Annotated in this window: 10 protein-coding genes and 1 pseudogene; 9 read left to right on the top strand and 2 right to left on the bottom strand. The window is 69.1% G+C overall.

Going from position 1 to position 17,658, the window contains the following annotated elements; translation table 11 throughout:
• Positions 1 to 625, bottom strand: a pseudogene (gene gatB / locus ACFE87_RS09650) (Asp-tRNA(Asn)/Glu-tRNA(Gln) amidotransferase GatCAB subunit B); the annotation flags it as partial.
• A 367-nt stretch (positions 626 to 992) separates the two neighbouring features.
• Between gatB and ACFE87_RS09645 the strand changes: the two are divergent.
• The 9 genes from ACFE87_RS09645 (at position 993) to ACFE87_RS09605 (ending at position 13,705) form a co-directional block, all read left to right on the top strand.
• On the top strand, positions 993 to 3,371 hold the full coding sequence (locus tag ACFE87_RS09645; RefSeq protein ID WP_375459410.1) for a TonB-dependent siderophore receptor: 2,379 nt from the start codon (positions 993 to 995) through the stop codon (positions 3,369 to 3,371).
• A complete protein-coding gene (locus ACFE87_RS09640) occupies positions 3,371 to 4,180 on the top strand; it encodes an ABC transporter ATP-binding protein (RefSeq protein WP_375459409.1) in 810 nt (269 codons plus the stop codon). Before ACFE87_RS09645 ends, ACFE87_RS09640 begins: the two co-directional genes overlap by 1 nt.
• Complete coding sequence (locus ACFE87_RS09635) at positions 4,177 to 5,082, top strand: ABC transporter substrate-binding protein (protein ID WP_375459408.1); 906 nt, start codon at positions 4,177 to 4,179, stop codon at positions 5,080 to 5,082. Before ACFE87_RS09640 ends, ACFE87_RS09635 begins: the two co-directional genes overlap by 4 nt.
• Complete coding sequence (fhuB, locus tag ACFE87_RS09630) at positions 5,069 to 7,057, top strand: Fe(3+)-hydroxamate ABC transporter permease FhuB (protein ID WP_375459407.1); 1,989 nt, start codon at positions 5,069 to 5,071, stop codon at positions 7,055 to 7,057. Before ACFE87_RS09635 ends, fhuB begins: the two co-directional genes overlap by 14 nt.
• Before the next feature lie 3 nt (positions 7,058 to 7,060).
• Entirely contained in the window at positions 7,061 to 7,771 is a 711-nt protein-coding gene (locus ACFE87_RS09625) for a siderophore-interacting protein (RefSeq protein ID WP_375459406.1), read from the top strand.
• Positions 7,772 to 7,928: 157 nt separating this feature from the next.
• Entirely contained in the window at positions 7,929 to 9,716 is a 1,788-nt protein-coding gene (locus ACFE87_RS09620) for a peptide ABC transporter substrate-binding protein (protein WP_375459405.1), read from the top strand.
• A 78-nt stretch (positions 9,717 to 9,794) separates the two neighbouring features.
• Positions 9,795 to 10,754: an ABC transporter permease gene (locus ACFE87_RS09615; protein ID WP_375459404.1), complete on the top strand. Its 960-nt coding sequence runs from the start codon at positions 9,795 to 9,797 to the stop codon at positions 10,752 to 10,754.
• Complete coding sequence (locus tag ACFE87_RS09610; RefSeq protein WP_375459403.1) at positions 10,720 to 11,730, top strand: ABC transporter permease; 1,011 nt, start codon at positions 10,720 to 10,722, stop codon at positions 11,728 to 11,730. The genes ACFE87_RS09615 and ACFE87_RS09610 overlap by 35 nt, the downstream gene beginning before the upstream one ends.
• Before the next feature lie 127 nt (positions 11,731 to 11,857).
• Positions 11,858 to 13,705, top strand: a complete 1,848-nt coding sequence (locus tag ACFE87_RS09605; RefSeq protein WP_375459402.1) for a dipeptide ABC transporter ATP-binding protein — start codon at positions 11,858 to 11,860, stop codon at positions 13,703 to 13,705.
• A gap of 36 nt (positions 13,706 to 13,741) precedes the next feature.
• Here ACFE87_RS09605 and ACFE87_RS09600 read toward each other — a convergent pair whose 3' ends face one another.
• Positions 13,742 to 17,632, bottom strand: coding sequence for a tandem-95 repeat protein (locus tag ACFE87_RS09600; RefSeq protein ID WP_375459401.1), 3,891 nt, complete (start codon positions 17,630 to 17,632; stop codon positions 13,742 to 13,744).
• Between the last annotated feature and the right edge of the window lie 26 nt (positions 17,633 to 17,658).

The raw sequence follows: 17,658 nt of genomic DNA, 5'->3' as shown, positions 1-17,658 counted from the left end.
CCCGCAGGCTGCCCTTCTCCATGTCGCCGTCGCAGGTGCCGAGATAGCGCAGGATGGTGCGGAGCTTCGACACATAGGCCTTGGCCTCCTCGGAGGAGCGCATGTCGGGTTTCGACACGATCTCCATCAGGGCAACGCCGGAGCGGTTCAGGTCGACGAAGCTCTGGTCCGGCGAGAGGTCGTGGATCGACTTGCCGGCATCCTGTTCGAGATGGAGCCGCTCGATCCCGACCCGGATCGACTCGCCTTCCGCGAGGTCGACCAGGACCTCGCCCTCGCCTACGATCGGGCTCTTGTACTGGCTGATCTGGTAGCCCTGCGGCAGGTCCGGGTAGAAATAGTTCTTGCGGTCGAAGACCGAGCGCAGGTTGATCTCGGCCTTGAGGCCGAGCCCGGTCCGGACCGCCTGCGCGACGCATTCCTCGTTGATGACGGGCAGCATGCCGGGCATCGCGGCGTCGACCAGCGAGACGTGGTCGTTCGGCCGGCCGCCGAATTCCGTCGAGGCGCCCGAGAACAGCTTTGCCCGGCTCGTGACCTGTGCGTGGATTTCAAGGCCGACGATCACCTCCCAGTCGCCGAGGGCGCCAGGGATGAGCTTCTTCGGATTCACGGGGGCGTTCATGCCGCTGCGGTTCTCGCGGGTGTCTCGGGATGTTCCAGCAGTAAGGACGGCGGGCGATCCGGGTCAACTGTCACGCCGCTTTCGCAGCCGCGTCCGGGAAGGCGGGGCGGCGCGAGGCATTACGCCGCGAGTGTGTCCAAAAGAACCCACCGGATCGAGCCTCCGCGAGGTTTGCAGGAACAGCTCCCAAGCATATGAACCCTCAAGCTTCCTTGTCTCACGTTAGACTTGTTAAAAGGCAGAGCCGTTCCAGCTTAGAGCACTTCCGATCTGCGTTTCGATCCCCGGCCGCTGCGGCTCTTTACAGAGCCGAAAGCGTGCCGATACGCGGTCCGACTTGGACTTTGGCGGGAATGGGGCGAGTCTCGTGAACAGACGTGAAGGTCGCAGGCAGGTCGGGACGATGTCCTCGGCGTGGCGCAATACCGGTCTGATGACGGCAGCCCTCTGCGGCCTGGCGAACGGCGTCATCGCTCCCGCCTCCGCCCAGGGCGCGCTCCCGCCCGTCACGGTCGACCCGCCACGTCAGGCGCCCCGCCCGGCGGTCGCCGCCCCTCGGCCGGCCAGAGCGGCCGCTCCCGCCCTGGCCCGGCCCCGGGCGGTGCGCCGGCCGCAACGGGCGCCCGCGCCCGTCGCCTCCACGGCCCCCGTCCCGGCGCCGACAGGCCAAGGCGCCGCCTCCGGCCGGGAGCGCGGCGACGGGCCGGTCACCGGCCTCGTGGCGAACCGCACCACCTCGGGCAGCAAGACCGACACGCCGCTCCTCGAGACCCCGCAAGCCGTAACCGTGATCGGGGCCGAGCAGATCGATGCGCTCAAGGCGCAATCCGTCGGCGAGGCAACCCGATACGCGCCCGGCATCAGGTCGGAGACCTTCGGCAACGACACCCGCAACGACTTCTTCCTGATCCGCGGCTTCCAGGCCGAGCAGCGCGGCTATTATCTCGATAACCTGCAGCTCTTCTCGCAGGCCTTCGCGACCTTTCGGGTCGAGCCCTTCGGCCTGGAGCGGATCGAGGTCCTGCGCGGGCCGTCCTCCGTCCTCTACGGTGGCAGCAATCCGGGCGGGATGCTGAACGCGATCAGCAAGAAGCCGCTGTTCACGCCCTTCAACCATGTCGAGGCCGGCGTGAACGAGTTCGGCCGCGCCTACGGCGCCTTCGACTTCAGCGGACCGGTCAAGGTCGGCTCCTCGCCGGCGGATGGCAGCTTCGCCTACCGGATGACGGGCCTCCTGAGGGGCGGCGGAACCCAGACCGACAATGTCGGGGACGACCGGATCTTCATCGCGCCCGCCTTCACCTGGAAGCCGACGGAGGCGACCTCGCTGACGATGCTCGGCTCCTACACGCGGGACTCGACCAACCTGCAGAACTTCCTGCCCTATCGCGGCACCGTCGTGCCGGCCGATTTCGGCGGCCGCATCCCGACCCGGCGGTTCACGGGTGATCCGACCTTCGACACCTTCAACCGAGAACAGGCCTTCATCGGCTACCAGCTCGAGCATCGCTTCGACAACGACGTGATCTTCCGGCAGAACGCCCGCTACAGCCACCTCGACATCAACTTCAATTCGGCGATCGGGCTCGGCTATACGAACGAGGCGGCGGGGAATCTCGGCCGCTACAAGTTCCTGACGCTTCCGCGCGCCAACATCTTCAACGTCGACAACCAGCTCGAGAAGCGGTTCGACACCGGGCTCCTGTCGCATACCGTGCTGTTCGGCCTCGACTACCGCCGCTATCGGCTGGACGACAACCAGGCCACCAATTTCAGCGACACGCCCTTCGTCGGGGTGTCCGACGTGAATGTCCTGACCGGGGCGCAGACGGCGAATGCGCCGCTGACCAAGGCGAGCGGGCGCTACATCAACGCCAGCACCGTCCAGGATCAGCTCGGCGCCTATCTCCAGGACCAGGTCCGGTTCGGCCGCTTCACCCTGGCCCTCAGCGGCCGCTACGACGCGGTCCGGACCGACACGGCGAATTTCGTCGCGCCCGACGAGAGCAAGCTCGGGACCGAGGGTCGCTTCAGCGGCCGCGCCGGCCTGATCTATACGAGCGAGATCGGGATCGCGCCCTACGCCTCCTATTCCAACAGCTTCAATCCACAGATCGGGCTGAACGGGCTGACGCAGCGCCCGCTCCGGTCCGAGACCGGCGAGCAGGTCGAGGTCGGCGTGAAATACCAGCCGCCCGGCAGCCGGAGCTATCTCGCCTTCTCGGCCTTCGACCTGCGCCGGCAGAGCGTGGCCCTCACCGATCCAGCCAACTTCCTGATCACCCAGCAGACCGGCGAGGTCCGCTCGACCGGCCTCGAGGTTGAGGCCGTGGCCGAGGTGACCAGGGGGCTCAACCTCATCGCCTCCTACACGGTCTATGATCTCGAGATCACCAAAAACGCGGTCGACACGACGGTGCTCGGCAAGCGCCCGGTCAACACGCCGGAACGCTTCGGCGGCGTGTTCGTCGACTATACGATTCCGGATGGCCCCTTCCAGGGCTTCGGCTTCGGGGGTGGCGTGCGCTTCGTCGGGCGCTCCTTCGCGACCGCGCTCAACGACTTCAAGGTGCCGTCCTACACGGTCGGAGACGCCCAGGTGCATTACGAGCGGGCCGGCTGGCGGTTCGCCGTGAATGCCAGCAACGTCACCGACGAGACCTTCGTCGCCTCCTGCTCCGGCCTGACCGCCTGTTTCTACGGCGAGCGCCGCCGGATCACGGGAAGCGTCAGCTATCGGTGGTGATGGGGGAGCGGGCGAGGCCCGAACCTGCCGACGGTGCGGCCGGATACCGGCTCGACGGCATCGGCTTCGCGGCGGGTGGGAACGACCTTCTCTCGGACGTGTCGCTGACGCTCTCCCCCGGCTCGGTCCACGGTCTCATCGGGCATAACGGGTCGGGCAAGAGCACCCTCCTCAAGATCCTGGCCCGGCAGCAGCCGGCCTCTTTCGGGACGATCCACTTCGGCGGTCGTCCGCTCGGGGCCTGGCCAGCGCGCGATTTCGCGCGGGCGGTGGCCTACCTGCCTCAAATGCAGCCTCCCGCGACCGGCCTGACCGTGCGCGAACTCGCAGGCTTCGGCCGCTATCCGTGGCACGGCCCGTTCGGTCGCGTGACGGCGGAGGATCGCGACCGCGTCGAGGACGCCCTGGCGCTCCTGCAGGTGAGCCGGTTCGCCGACAGGCTGGTCGACACGCTGTCCGGAGGAGAGCGGCAGCGAGCCTGGATCGCCATGCTGGTCGCCCAGGATGCGGGCTTCATCCTGCTCGACGAGCCGATCTCGGCCCTCGACCTCGCCCAGCAGGTCGATGTGCTGCACCTGATCCGCGAACTCGCCCGGGCTCGCGGCACCGGCATCGTCGCAGTGCTGCACGACATCAACATGGCGGCGCGGTTCTGTGACGACATCATCGCCTTGAAGGCGGGACGCGTCGCGGCCCGGGGCGCCCCGGCCGAGATCATGCGGGAGGAGGTGCTCGCGGGCATCTACGGCCTGCAGATGCACGTCCTCGCCCATCCGGCCGGCGGCATGCCGATCGGCTTCGCGCGATGAGGACCGCCCTGACCCGCCGGGCCGCGATCGGAGCCGGGCTCGCCTCGGCCGTACTGGGCAATGAGGCAGGCGCCGCCCCGGGTAGCCCCGGACCGAAGCGCGTCGTCGCCCTCGAATGGAGCATCGTCTCGATGCTGCTCTCGATCGGCGTGCTCCCGGTCGGGATCGGGGAGACGGGCCCGTACAGGACCTGGGTTTCCGCCCCCGAATTGCCGCCCGGGATCGTCGATGTCGGCATCAGGAACGAGCCGAGCCTCGAGGCCCTGGCGGCGCTGCGGCCGGACCTGATCCTCGTCAGTCCCCTCAGCCGCTCGATCGTGCCCCTGCTCCAGGCCATCGCCCCGGTGCGGGAGATCGCGACCTTCACGGAGGAGCGGGCCCCGCTTCGGCTCTACGAGCGGGAATTGCGGGCGCTCGCGCGCGAATTCGGCCGTGCGGCCGAGGCCGAGCAGGTGATCGAGACGAGCGTGGACCTGTTCGGGCGCCTCCAGGCGCGGCTCGCGCCCCTCGCGGACCGCCCGGTCCTGGTCGGCAATTTTTTGGACGCCCGCCACATCCGGGTCTTCGGCCCGGGCAGCCTGTTCGACGACGTGCTCGGCCGGGTCGGCCTCCGCAACGCCTGGACGCGGCCCGGCAATGTCTGGGGCTTCGAACTCGCCGGGATCGAGGCGCTGGGTGCTTACCCCGATTCACGCATCGCGATCGTCGAGCCGGTGCCGCCGGACGTGCGGCTCACCGGCTCGCGGCCGAGCCTCTGGACGAGCCTCGCCCCGGTCCGGGCCGGGCGGGTGGTCGTGCTGCCGCCGGCCTGGCCCTTCGGCGACCTTCTGGCCGGGCAACGCTTTGCCGCGAAGCTCGCGGCCGCCCTGGACCCCTCGGGAGAGCCCGTTGCGGGCCGCTGACGACGGCCGGCGCGCGGTCGCGCTCACGCTCGGGCTCCTGCTCGTCGCGGCCCTCTTCACCGGCTTGCGGCTGGCCGAGCAGCTGCCGCTGGGCCAATGGTGGAACGCCGCGCTCTCGCCGGACCTCGACGATCCCGGCGAGCTTGTCTTCCATTTTAGCAGCCTGCCCCGGCTCGCGACCGCGCTTCTCTGCGGCGGGGCGCTGGGGCTCGCCGGCGCGCTGCTGCAGCAGGTGCTCCGCAACCCGCTCGCCTCGCCCACGACGCTCGGGATCGAGGCCGGGTCCCAACTCGCCGTGACGGTGGCGGTGATCGCCGCGCCCGCTTTGCTGGCGGGCGGACGCGAGATCGCGAGCCTTGCCGGGGCGACCGCCGCGACCGCCGCGGTCTTCGCGGGAGCCTCGGCCCGGGGCCTGTCCTCGATCTCCGTGATCCTGTCCGGCCTCGTCGTCGGCCTTTTCTGCGTCGCGCTCTCGGCCTCGCTGAAGCTCGTGAACGAGGAATATGCGAGCGTGCTCTTTCTCTGGGGCGGCGGCTCCCTGCTGCAGCAGGACTGGTCCGCGCCGGCCTTCCTCTGGCCCCGCCTCGCCATCCTCGCCCTCGTCGCAACGGTCGCGGTTCGGCCCCTCTCGATCCTGTCGCTCGACGACGACGGCGCGCGCGCGCTCGGCCTGCCCGTCGCGGCCGTGAGGCTGGGCGGGATCGCCTTGGCGGTCCTGCTGACCGCCTCCGTGACCGCCGCCGTCGGCGTGATCGGATTTGTCGGCCTCGCGGCGCCGCAACTGGCCCGTTTCGCGGGCGCGCGACGGTTCGGGACGCGGCTCGCGCTGGCGCCCGTCGTCGGAGCCGCGCTCCTTGCCGCGGTGGATGCCTGCGTCGGTGAACTCGCCCTGCGCACCACCCTGGCCTTGCCGACCGGCGCGGCGACCGCCCTTCTCGGCGCTCCCCTCCTGATCTGGCTCCTGCCCCGCCTCAGGCTGGCCGCCAGCCCGCCGGCCCAAGGCGGATCCGAGCCGGGCGGCCTGCACGCCTTCCGCGCACCGAGCCTCCTCTGGCTCCTCGCCGCCCTCCTCGGCGGGCTGCTCGTTGCGCTCTGGATCGGCCGGGATGCCGGGGGCTGGACCCTGGCCGGTCCAGACGAGATCGGCACGCTCCTGCCGTGGCGGCTGCCCAGAACCCTTGTCGTGCTCTTCGCCGGCGCCATGCTGGCCGCCGCCGGCCTCGTCCTCCAGAGGCTCACCGGCAACCCCATGGCCGGACCCGAAATTTTGGGCCTCGGAACCGGGGTGGCCGCGGGCCTGTCGGTCGCGATGCTCCTCTCCGCCGGCCTCGACCCGGTCTCGCGCTTCGGGGCCGGCGCGGCGGGCGCCTTCGGGGCGCTCGCGATCCTGCTCGCCGTCGGGGCGCGCTCGCGTTTCGCCCCGGAGCACCTCCTTCTCGCCGGCATCGCGCTCTCGGCCCTGCTCGACGCCTTCGTCGTGTCGTTCCTGGCGGTCGGCGATGCCCGGGCCCTACAGCTCCTCGCCTTCGTCTCGGGCTCGACCTACCGGGCGGATTGGGTGTCGGCCGGCGTCACGGCCGCTCTCGCGGTCGTGCTCATTCCAGCGGCCCTCCTCCGGCGCTGGCTCGACATCCTGCCGCTCGGCGAAAGCAGCGCCGCGAGCCTCGGCGTTCCCGTGGCGCGCGTGCGCCTCGCCCTGACCGGGATCGCGGCCCTTCTCACGACCGCCGCGATCCTCGTAGCCGGACCGCTCAGCTTCGTCGGCCTGATGGGCCCGCATGCCGCGCGCCTGCTCGGGTTCCGGGGCGCAGCGATGCAGCTCTTGGCCGCCTGCCTCATTGGCGGCAGCATCATGGTGGCGGCCGATTGGGTCGGCCGGGTCGCGATCTATCCGCGCCAGATCCCGGCCGGCCTCGTCGCGGCGCTGATCGGGATGCCGTACCTGTTCTGGCAGCTCAGCCGGCGCCGGGCCTGACGCATGTCGCGGATCACCACCGCCATCGTGGTCGCGACCGAAGAGATCACGCCGCTGACGCGGCGCCTCGTGCTCGGCGGGTCCGAGATCGATGCGCTCCGCACGCCCGCCGGCGCGCTCGGTCCCTACCTCAAGCTTCACCTGCCCGCCGGTTCCGGCCGCAAGCTCGTCCGAACCTATTCCGTGCGCCGCTACGATACGACGAGATGCGAGCTGCATGTCGACGTCGTCTTGCACCGGGGCGGGGCCGGTTCGGACTTCGCTCTCAGGGCCAGGCCCGGCGACCCGGTCGCGATCGGCGGGCCGGGCTTCATCCCGGCTGCGCCTTGCGGGGCGTATCTGCTGGCCGGCGACCACACCGCGCTTCCGGCCATCGCCCACATCCTGGAAAACCTGCCCGCGGAGGCGACCGTGCGGGCCCTCGTCGAAATTCCGGACCGGCACGAGGAGCAGCCGCTCCCGAGCGGAGCCCGGGTCGAGGTGACCTGGCTGCACCGGGCTCGCGGCGCGGAGAGCCAGCTCCCCCAAGCCGTTCGAGCTGCCTGGCCGGCGGACCATGCCGACCTCCTGTTCTGGGCGGGAGCGGAGGCTGCGGTCGCCCGTACCATGCGGGCCGAGGTTCGAGCCATCCAGGGCATCGCGGCCGGGCGCTGCCAGGTCCTCAACTACTGGAAGCTCGGGCAGCCGGAAGGTGGGTTCAGCTACGTCGAGTAGCAACCCGGCCGAATGGCTGGCCCGCTCCCTGCATTCGCCGCTGCGACCCCGCGCCCTATCGGGACGGAGCAAGACGGAACTCTGTGGCGCCTCTTGCGGATTCGCGAAAACACAGAGCACTCTGACGGCCTAAACACACGTCAAAGGGGAACCGACGATGGACGAGCAGGATCTCCGAGGCCTGATCGCGGATGTGCGCGACGGCCGCACCTCGCGCCGCGACTTCGTGCGCCGCATGGTGGCCGTCGGGCTCACGGCGCCCATGGCCGGCATGATGCTGGCCCATGGCGGCGTCGCGATGGCCGACGCCACTTTGCCCTACAAGCCTGCCAAGGCGGGCGGAGGCGGCCTGCTCAAGATGCTGCTCTGGCAGGCGCCGACGCTCCTGAACCCGCATTTCGCCAGCGGCACCAAGGACCAGATCGCCTCGCGCATCTTCTTCGAGCCGCTCGCCGGCTGGGACAAGGAGGGCAACCTGATCCCGCAGCTCGCCGCGGAGGTCCCGACGAAGGAGAATGGCGGGCTCTCGGCAGACGGCCGAGAGGTGACCTGGAAATTGAAGCGGAACGTGAAATGGCATGACGGCAAGCCGTTCACGGCCGACGACGTCGTCTTCACCGCCGAATATGCCGCCGATCCCGGCACGGCCGCCTATACGACGGGCTCCTATAACAACATCAAAGTCGAGAAGCTCGACGATTACGCCGTCAAGATCACGTTCAAGGAGCCGACGCCGTTCTGGGCCGACCCCTTCGTGGGGGTGACCGGCCAGATCCTGCCGAAACACCATTTCGGCGACTACAAGGGCGCGAAATCGCGTGACGCGCCGGCGAACCTGAAGCCCGTCGGGACGGGTCCCTACAAGTTCGTCGACTTCAAGCCCGGCGACGTCCTGACCGGCGAACGCAACACCGACTACCACGTCCCGAACCGGCCCTTCTTCGACAGGATCGAGGTCAAGGGCGGCGGCGACGCCGTCTCGGCCGCCCGCGCCGTCCTGCAGACGGGCGAATACGATTATGCCTGGAACCTCCAGGTCGAGGACGAGGTGCTCAAGCGCATGGAGGCCGGCGGGCGCGGGAAATCCAGCGCGGTGGTCTCGGGCGACATCGAGTTCATCATCCTGAACCCGACCGATCCGTGGACCGAGGTCGACGGCGAGCGTTCCAGCGCCAAGACCAAGCACCCGACCTTGTCGGAGCCCAAAGTTCGCGAAGCCATCAACCTCCTGATCGACCGCGACTCGATCCAGAAATTCATCTACGGGCGCGGCGGCGCCGCAACGGCGAGCTTCGTGAACGAGCCGCCGCGCTTCAAGTCGCAGAAGCTGAAATACGAATTCAGCGTCGACAAGGCGAACAAGATCCTGGACGACGCCGGCTACAAGCGCGGCTCGGACGGCATCCGAGAGAAAGACGGCAAGAAGCTCAAATACGTCTTTCAGACCTCGATCAACGCCCCGCGCCAGAAGACGCAGGCAATCATCAAGCAGGCCTGCCAGCGCGCCGGCATCGACCTCGAACTCAAATCCGTAACCCCGTCGGTCTTCTTCTCCTCAGATGTCGCCAATCCGGATACCTATACGAAGCTCTATGTCGACATGGAGATGTATACGACGACCCAGCCGCAGCCCGATCCGGAGCGCTTCCTCAACCAGTTCGTCTCGTGGGAGATCGCGAACAAGGAGAACAAATGGCTCGGCCGCAACGTGTCGCGCTATGCCGATCCGGCCGCGGACGAAGCCTACAAGGCGGCCCAGAAGGAATTGGATCCGGTCAAGCGGGCCGCGCTCCTGATCAAGGTCAACGAGATCTTCTGCGAGGCGAACGTGATCCTGCCCCTCCTGTCGCGCACGCGGGTCGCCGCCTCGGCCGGCAACCTCATGCACGATCACAGCGGCTGGGACGTCGACACCTGGAATCTCGCCGCCTGGTACCGGACCTGAGCCGGGAACGACGCGCAGCTCCGGGGCCGCGCGGCGCCGAGCCGGACAACCACGCCTTCGAACAGAGAGGCACCGTCGATGGCGAGCTACCTGCTTCGTAGACTGCTCATCGCGGTGCCGAGCCTCCTCGGCATCAGCCTCATCCTGTTCACGGTGCTCGCCCTGGCGCCGGGCGATCCCTTTCAGGAGATGGCGACCAATCCGAACGTGCCACCGGAGGTGCGCGAGGCCCTGCGGGAGAGCTTCGGTCTCAACGACCCGGTCATGGTGCGCTACCTGCGCTGGCTCGCCGCGATGGCGACCGGCGACTGGGGCTTCTCCTTCGCCAGCCGCATCGATGTCGACGACCTGATCCTGCAGCGCGTGCCCACGACGCTCTTCGTGGTCGGCTCCTCGCAGATCCTGGCGCTCTGCATCGCGCTCCCGGTCGGCATCTTCGCCGCGATCCGGCCCTACTCGCTGTTCGACCAGATCGCGAACACGCTGGCCTTCGTAGGCTTTTCGCTGCCGACCTTCTTCACGGGCCTGCTCCTCATCCTGATCTTCTCGGTCCAGCTCGACTGGCTTCCCTTCGTGTACCGGTCGGACATCGCGGAGACGGGCTGGCGCTGGTTCTGGGAGATGTTCAGGCAGTCGATCATGCCGATCTGCGTCCTCGGCTTTTTCCAGGCCGCCTCCTACACCCGCTATGTCCGCTCCGCGGTCCTCGACGTGGTGCGCCTGGACTACGTGACGACGGCGCGGGCGAAGGGTCTCGGCGAGAGCGCGGTGACGCTCCGGCACGTCGCCCGCAACGCCCTCATCCCGGTCGTGACGCTCGTCGCCCTGCAGATGCCCGCCGTGTTCGGCGGCGCCATCGTGACCGAGCAGATCTTCCGCATTCCCGGGATCGGCTCGCTCCTGATCAACGCGATCCTGGCCAACGACACGCCGGTGATCATGGCGGTCACTTTCGTCTTCTCCTGCCTCGTAATCCTGTTCAACCTCATCGCGGACCTGCTCTATGGCTGGCTCGACCCTCGCATCTCCTTCCGCTGAGGCGGCGGGCGCGGCGGCCGCTGCCGCGATCTCCCCGGCCCTTGCGACCGACCATGCCGCGGTGGCGCCGGGCCATGGTGCGACGTCCGCCCGGACCGAGGCTCTCTCGCCCGCGCGCGAGACCTGGCGCCGGTTCCGCCGCCACCGCCTCGCCGTCGCGAGCGCGGCGCTCCTCACCGTGATGGTCGGGGGCGTCCTGCTCGGCCCCTGGCTCTGGCCGGTGCGGATCGACGAGATCGACTTCGCGGCAACGCTGCAGGGTCCGTCCCTCGCGCACCCCTTCGGCACGGACGACCTCGGCCAGGACATCCTGGCCCGGATGCTCTACGGCGGCCGCATCTCGCTCGCGGTCGGCTTCGCCGCCATGGCGATGTCGACGGTCGTCGGCGTCCTCATCGGGGCATTGGCCGGGATGTCGCGGAAACTCCTCGATCCGATCCTGATGTGGGTCACGGACCTGTTCCTGTCGCTGCCGCAGCTGCCGCTTCTCCTCCTCGTCATCTACCTGTTCCGGGACCAGCTGAAGGCGACGTTCGGCGTCGAGGGCGGCGTCTTCGTGATGATCGTCGTCGTCATCGGCGGCCTTCGCTGGATGCCCGTCGCCCGGCTTGTCCGCGCCCAGTTCCTGTCGCTGCGGGAGAAGGAATTCGTCGAGGCCTCGCGCGCGCTCGGCGCATCCACCTGGCACCAGGTCGTCCGCCACATCCTGCCGAACGCGATCGGGCCGGTGATCGTCGCCGGCACGATCGAGGTCTCGGCCGCGATCATCGCCGAATCCACCCTCTCCTTCCTGGGCCTCGGCTTCCCGCCCGACATCCCGACCTGGGGCCGCCTTCTCTTCGACGCCAAGGACCATCTCGACGTCGCGCCGCATTGGGCGCTTTTTCCCGGCGCCGCGATTTTCCTGACGGTGCTGTCGATCAACTTCATCGGCGACGGCTTGCGGGACGCGCTCGATCCGCGGCGCGTGATCTGATGGGAGCCTCAGCTCTTCCCGCTCACCCCGGCGCAAGCCGGGGTCCAGCCTCCGAGGCTCGACTGGGTGCCGGCTTTCGCCGGCAGGAGCGGTGGCGGCGGCACTCAGGACGGGCCAGGACCATCCCATGACCCCCATCCTCACCGTCGAGAACCTGACCACCTCCTTCAAGGTCGAGGGTGGCTGGCGCCCCGTCGTGCGCGGCGTCTCCTTCGAGATCGGCCCGAAGGAGACCGTGGCGCTCGTCGGCGAATCCGGCTCCGGCAAGAGCGTGACGGCGCTCTCCCTCATGCGGCTCACCCCGGCCGGGAACAGCCGGATCGAGGGACGCGTCACGCTTGAGGGCCGCGAGTTGCTCGGGCTGCCGGAAGCCGAAATGCGGCGCGTGCGCGGCGACCGGGTCGCCATGATCTTCCAGGAACCGATGACGAGCCTGAACCCGGTCCTGACGATCGGCTTCCAGATCGCCGAAGCTCTCATCCTGCATCGCGGCCTGTCGCGGTCGGAGGCCGAGGCCGAGACGGTGCGGCTCCTCGACAAGGTCCGCATCCCGGCCGCACAGTCGCGCATCCACGATTACCCGCACCGCTTCTCAGGCGGCATGCGCCAGCGCGTGATGATCGCCATGGCGCTGGCTTGCCGGCCGAAGCTGCTGATCGCGGACGAGCCGACGACGGCCCTCGACGTGACGATCCAGTCGCAGATCCTCGACCTGATCAAGCTCCTCCAGGACGAGGAGGGCATGTCCGTCCTCTTCATCACGCACGACATGGGCGTCGTGGCCGAGATCGCCGACCGCACCGTCGTCATGTATCGCGGCGAGGCGGTCGAGAGCGACGCGACGGCCGCGATCTTCAAAGGGGCACGGCATCCCTATACCCGCGCCCTCCTCGCAGCGGTGCCACGACTCGGCTCGATGAGCCGGCATGCCCGTCCGCTGCGGTTTCCCGTCGTCGATCGCGCGACCGGCGAGGCCGACGTGCCGGCCGAGATCCCGGACACCGTCTCGATTGCGGAGCGCCCCGTCCTCCAGGTCCACGAGCTGACGACACGCTTCGACATACGGGGCGGCCTTCTCGGCAAGCTGCGCGGCCGGGTCCATGCGGTCGAGAAGGTGTCCTTCGACCTCCGGTCGGGCGAGACGCTGGCGCTGGTCGGTGAAAGCGGCTGCGGCAAGTCGACGACGGGCCGCTCCGTCATGCGGCTCATCGAGCCGCAGAGCGGCTCCGTCCTGCTCGACGGCGAGGATCTGTTGCGCCTCGACGCCCGCACGCTCCGGGATCGCCGGCGGCGCATCCAGATGATCTTCCAGGATCCCTTCGCGAGCCTCGATCCCCGGATGACGGTCGGGGCCGCGATCGCGGAGCCGCTGACCGTGAACCGGCTCGCGACGGGGCGCGAGGCTCGCGACCGGGCCGCGGACCTGCTCCGCCGCGTCGGGCTCGATCCCGACATGATCGGGCGTTTCCCGCACGAATTCTCGGGAGGGCAGCGGCAGCGCATCTGCATCGCGCGCGCGCTCGCCGTCGGACCGAGCGTGATCGTGGCGGATGAATCCGTCTCCGCACTCGACGTATCGGTGAAGGCCCAGGTCGTGAACCTGATGCTCGAGCTCCAGGCCGGGATGGGGCTCGCCTACCTGTTCATCTCGCACGACATGGCGGTGGTGGAGCGGGTGAGCCACCGGGTGGCCGTCATGTATCTCGGCGAGATCGTCGAGATCGGCCCCCGGGCAGCCATCTTCGGCGATCCGCAGCACCCCTACACGAGGAAGCTGCTGGCCGCCGTGCCGATCCCAGACCCCGCCCGCCGGCGCGAGAAGCACGCGGTCTCGAATGACGAGATCATGAGCCCGATCCGGGCCGTCGATCATGTCCCGCCGGAGCGACTTTACCGGGAGGTCTCGCCCGGCCACATGGTTCAGGGTTGGGGCGAGGAATGGGAGAAGCTCGGGTCGGCGGTTCGGGCAGCGTGAGAATGGGACGGACGGCCGCCCTGCCTCCCTCGCGATCTAGACCATCCCGTAATAGCCGTCGGTAATGGTGAGCGTGATGGCGGCGTGTGACACGGGGTGGAACTGGTCCTCCACCCCGTAGTCGAACGTCGCCTGCGCCGTCTGTCCGTCGGCGAGACCATAGGTGTAGTCGGGATCGGAATAGGTGGAGCCATAGTCTGGCGCGATGTCGGCGTAGCCCGTGCCGGTCGGAAGTTGCGCGCTCGTGACGGTCGGAATGGACCCGCCGTCGACAGCACCGGCGATTTTCGTATCGGGCATGGATGTATAGGTTGCGTCTTCATCGAACACGACGCTGCCCGAAGTCGGACCGCTCACCATGCCATAGAAGAGCCCGTCCGGCGTCTCGGCGTCGGTCGCCGAAACCGACCCTGCCGCGCTTCCGTTCTCGGCGACCGTGAGGGTGGCGCCCGAAGCGATCGGAGCCGTATTGCCCGGCACGATGTCGATCTCGATCGTTTGCGGAGCGCTGCTGGCGGTCGTGCCGCTCGCGTTGACGACGCTCGTCGCCGTGACCGTCAGCGTGAACGAGCCCGTGAACCCGGACGGAGTGGTGACGGTGAAATTTCCGCCGAGTTCCGCGGCTTCGACGATCCAGGCGCCCGTGGCGGTGTCGAGCTGCCCGGCACTGAAGATCGCGCCGACTGGCGCTCCGGTGATCGTCACATAGACGCGGTCCGGGTTGTCGGAGGCGCTCGTCGTCACCGTGAGCGGCACGGCAACCGGGGATCCGGCCACACCGGCGGGCTGGCCGAGTTGGGCCACCTCCCCGCTGTCGAGGCCGAGGAAGGCCTCGATCTGCCCGACGCCGCGCGGACCGGAATTGACGAGGGCCATCGATCCGCCCTCGGTCGGCGTGATCGTGACGGGGGCTGCGCCCGCCCCGTCCTGCCGCTGTCCCGTGACCGTGGCGTCGCCCGAGACCTGCCACGCACCGAAGCCACCCTCGAATCCGGAGACGATGTTTCCGTTGACGCGCAGCCCGTCCACATAGGTGTGCGAGTCGAGGGCTGTGTCGCGACCGTTGAACTGTCCGATCCCCAGGACAGTGGTGCCGTTATGCGTGGCCGTGAACGTGAAGGTCTTCCAGCCGGTCGTGCCGTAATCGCCGACGGATTGCGTCAGACCGAGGAGATACGTTTCGCCATCGATGCTTGCGAAGGAGAAATCGTTGAACGGCAGGTAGTCGTTCGCGACGAAGTTCCAGTTGAAGCTGACCGTGTCGCCGGCATTGAGCGTGAGCACGATCCGCATGGCGGCGCCGTCCGCCGGCTGGAGCGGAGTCGTGGATGCGAGCGTCAGAACCGGCGCCGCGGCGACCTCCTGAACGACGACGGAAATCGTCGCGTTCGAGGTTTCGCCGGTATCGTCGGTGACCAGGAAGGTGAACGCGTCGGTGCCGTGGAAATCGGCGACGGGCGTGTAGACATAGGAGCCGTCTGCCGCAACCACGACGGCGCCGTGGGCCGCCCCATCCGCAAGCGAGTAGGTCAGTCCGGCAGGCGGCGTGTCGACGTCGGTCGCGGTCGCGACACCCGTGACGATGCCATTCTCAAGGACGGTCGCGGACCCTGCATTCGCCACCGGCGCGTCGTCGATGGCGGCGACCTCGACCGCGATCGTGCCGGACTCCGAGAGTGGAACCCCGGCGCCGTCTCTCACGGTATAGGTGATCGCGGCCGCACCATTGAAGTTCGCAGCGGGCGCGAAGGTGATCAGGGTGCCGGAAACCGACACGGTCCCCTGCCCGGCCGGAACCGTGGCCGTCACCGTCAAGGCGTCGCCGGCATCGAAGTCCGAGATCAGGGCCGCCACATCGACCGTGACGGGTGTATCCTCCGGCGTCGCGACCGCAGCGTCGTCCGCCACCGGCGCGTCGTTGGCACCCGCGACATCGACCGAGATCGTGCCGGCATCCGCCAGCGGGGTGCCGGCGCTGTCCCTCACCGAATAGGCAATCGCGGCCGCGCCGTTGAAGTTCACAGCAGGCCTGAAGGTGATCAGGGTCCCGGCGACCGACACCGTCCCCTGCCCGGCCGGGACCGTGGCCGTCACCGTCAGGGTGTCGCCGGTATCGACGTCCGAGATGAAGGCCGCTACGTCGAACCTGACGGGCGTGTCTTCCGTCGCCGCGACCGAGATGTCGTTCGCCACCGGCGCGTCGTTCACAGCCGTGAGCGTGACGGTGAAGAGCTCAGGCGGGCTCGCGACCCCTGACGTGTCCCGAACGACATAGGCGAAGGACGCGTCGCCGTTGAAGTCGGCATTGGGCGTGAACCGATAACTCCCGTCCGGCCCGACGCTGACGCTCCCGCCGACCGCGCTGCCCGCGACGACCTCGTAGGTCAGCGCGTCTCCGTCGACGTCGCTTCCGGCGGGCAGCCTTCCGCTCGCGGCCCGATCCTCGATTCCCTCGGCGTCATTTCCAACCGCGGCTCCCGACGGCCGGTCGTTCACGCCGACGACCTGGAATTCGAGAGACCCGGCGCTCCGGAGCTTGCCGTCGGGGCTGGCCGTATAGATGAACCGGTCGGTCGCCTCGACGCCCGCCCGGAGGCGCTGCGCGTGGTCGGCCATGTACGAGTAGGTGCCGTCGCCGTGGATGGTCAGAGTCCCGTAGGCGCCAACGATCGTGGCGCTCGTCCCGGTCGCGCCCGCATCGGTCGTCAATGCGGTGTCGGTCGCCGCTCCCTGGGCCCTGGCAGACTGGACCCTCAGCGCCGCCGTCTCGCCGGCATCGGGATCGGCATCGTCGAACAGCACGCCGGCAGCCGCGCTCGACGCTGCGGCCAAGGTGCCGGCCGCGACCACGCTTCCATGCACGTTGCCCTGGACGACCGGCGCGTCGTCGATCCCGACCACGTCGAAGGTGAGCTCGCTCGGAGCCACCGACCCGGTATCCACCGTGATCTCGAAATTGTCCTCGCCGTGCGCGGCGCCCGGAAGGGCCACGGCGGCCGCCGTCGAGGGCAGGTAGAAATAGGTGCCGTCCGAGGAGATGACGAGCGTGCCGTAGCGCCCCTGGACCGTGGTCGAGCCGGACCCGGCGACGGCTTGCGACTCGCCCCCGGCCGACAGGCTCCTCACGGAGACGACATGCTCGCCTTGCGGCGCCACACGCTCGCCTGTCTCCGCATCGACGATGCGGCCGAGGACCCCGTCATTGGACGACAGGACGAACACGCCGTCGCTCGCCGCCACCGTTTGGAAGTAGTTCACGAGGGGGGTGGGCTCGGCCGACGCTGGATTCGGCGCGGGGATCCCCTCCCCGCCGTCAGTCGGAGCGTTCCCGCCGCCCTGGGGCGTCGGAAGGGTCGGCCCGCGACTCTGTCCTCCGCTCGTCGGGGCGATGCCCAATCCCCGCTCGGCGAGAGCGGCGGCATCGTCGATCCGGACGACGTCGCGCGGCCCGCCGTCGCCGGAACTGGGCCGCGCGGTGCTGGCATCCGCCGCGACGGCCGTGCCCGTCCCGCTTCCGCCGCCGTCTGCTGCCGCCAGCGGCTGGTCGCCGGTCCGGCCAGGAGGCTGCGCGTTCGGGTCGCTCGGTGCCGGTGGCTGGTTCGGAGCGGGCGGGGCCTGCTGCACGATCGGGTTCGCGGCGGCCGCCAGACCGATCTCGACGATGCGGGCGACGAGCGCCTGCTGGGCGGGCTGGTCGTTGTTCGCAACGACCACCGCCGGGACGTTCGGCGCCACCACGTAGCCGGTGTCGCTCTGCGAAACGGTGGCGATGACCTGACTCGGGTCGCTGCGGCTGTAGAGGACGTAGGACCCGACGCGGCCGTCCGGCTCGCGGACGATGAAGAAGCGGGTCGTGCCGTTGTCGGCCGAGATATCGACCGAGACCGCCGTGCCCCGGATGCCCATGGTGGCGACGGGTGTGTCCACCCGCATGTCGCCGGTCTTGGCGACCT

The sequence above is a fragment of the uncultured Enterovirga sp. genome (genome assembly GCF_964242715.1).
GTDB lineage: Bacteria > Pseudomonadota > Alphaproteobacteria > Rhizobiales > Beijerinckiaceae > Enterovirga.
Note: the sequence above shows the minus strand (reverse complement) of the source record. Positions and strands in the feature narration are given on the sequence as shown.

What these genes read in the sequence shown, in the direction of transcription:
- ACFE87_RS09640 (WP_375459409.1), top strand. Translation starts at nt 3,371, where the DNA reads ATGGGGGAGCGGGCGAGGCCCGAACCTGCCGACGGTGCGGCCGGATAC.
- ACFE87_RS09635 (WP_375459408.1), top strand. Translation starts at nt 4,177, where the DNA reads ATGAGGACCGCCCTGACCCGCCGGGCCGCGATCGGAGCCGGGCTCGCC.
- ACFE87_RS09625 (WP_375459406.1), top strand. Translation starts at nt 7,061, where the DNA reads ATGTCGCGGATCACCACCGCCATCGTGGTCGCGACCGAAGAGATCACG.
- ACFE87_RS09620 (WP_375459405.1), top strand. Translation starts at nt 7,929, where the DNA reads ATGGACGAGCAGGATCTCCGAGGCCTGATCGCGGATGTGCGCGACGGC.
- ACFE87_RS09615 (WP_375459404.1), top strand. Translation starts at nt 9,795, where the DNA reads ATGGCGAGCTACCTGCTTCGTAGACTGCTCATCGCGGTGCCGAGCCTC.
- ACFE87_RS09610 (WP_375459403.1), top strand. Translation starts at nt 10,720, where the DNA reads ATGGCTGGCTCGACCCTCGCATCTCCTTCCGCTGAGGCGGCGGGCGCG.
- ACFE87_RS09605 (WP_375459402.1), top strand. Translation starts at nt 11,858, where the DNA reads ATGACCCCCATCCTCACCGTCGAGAACCTGACCACCTCCTTCAAGGTC.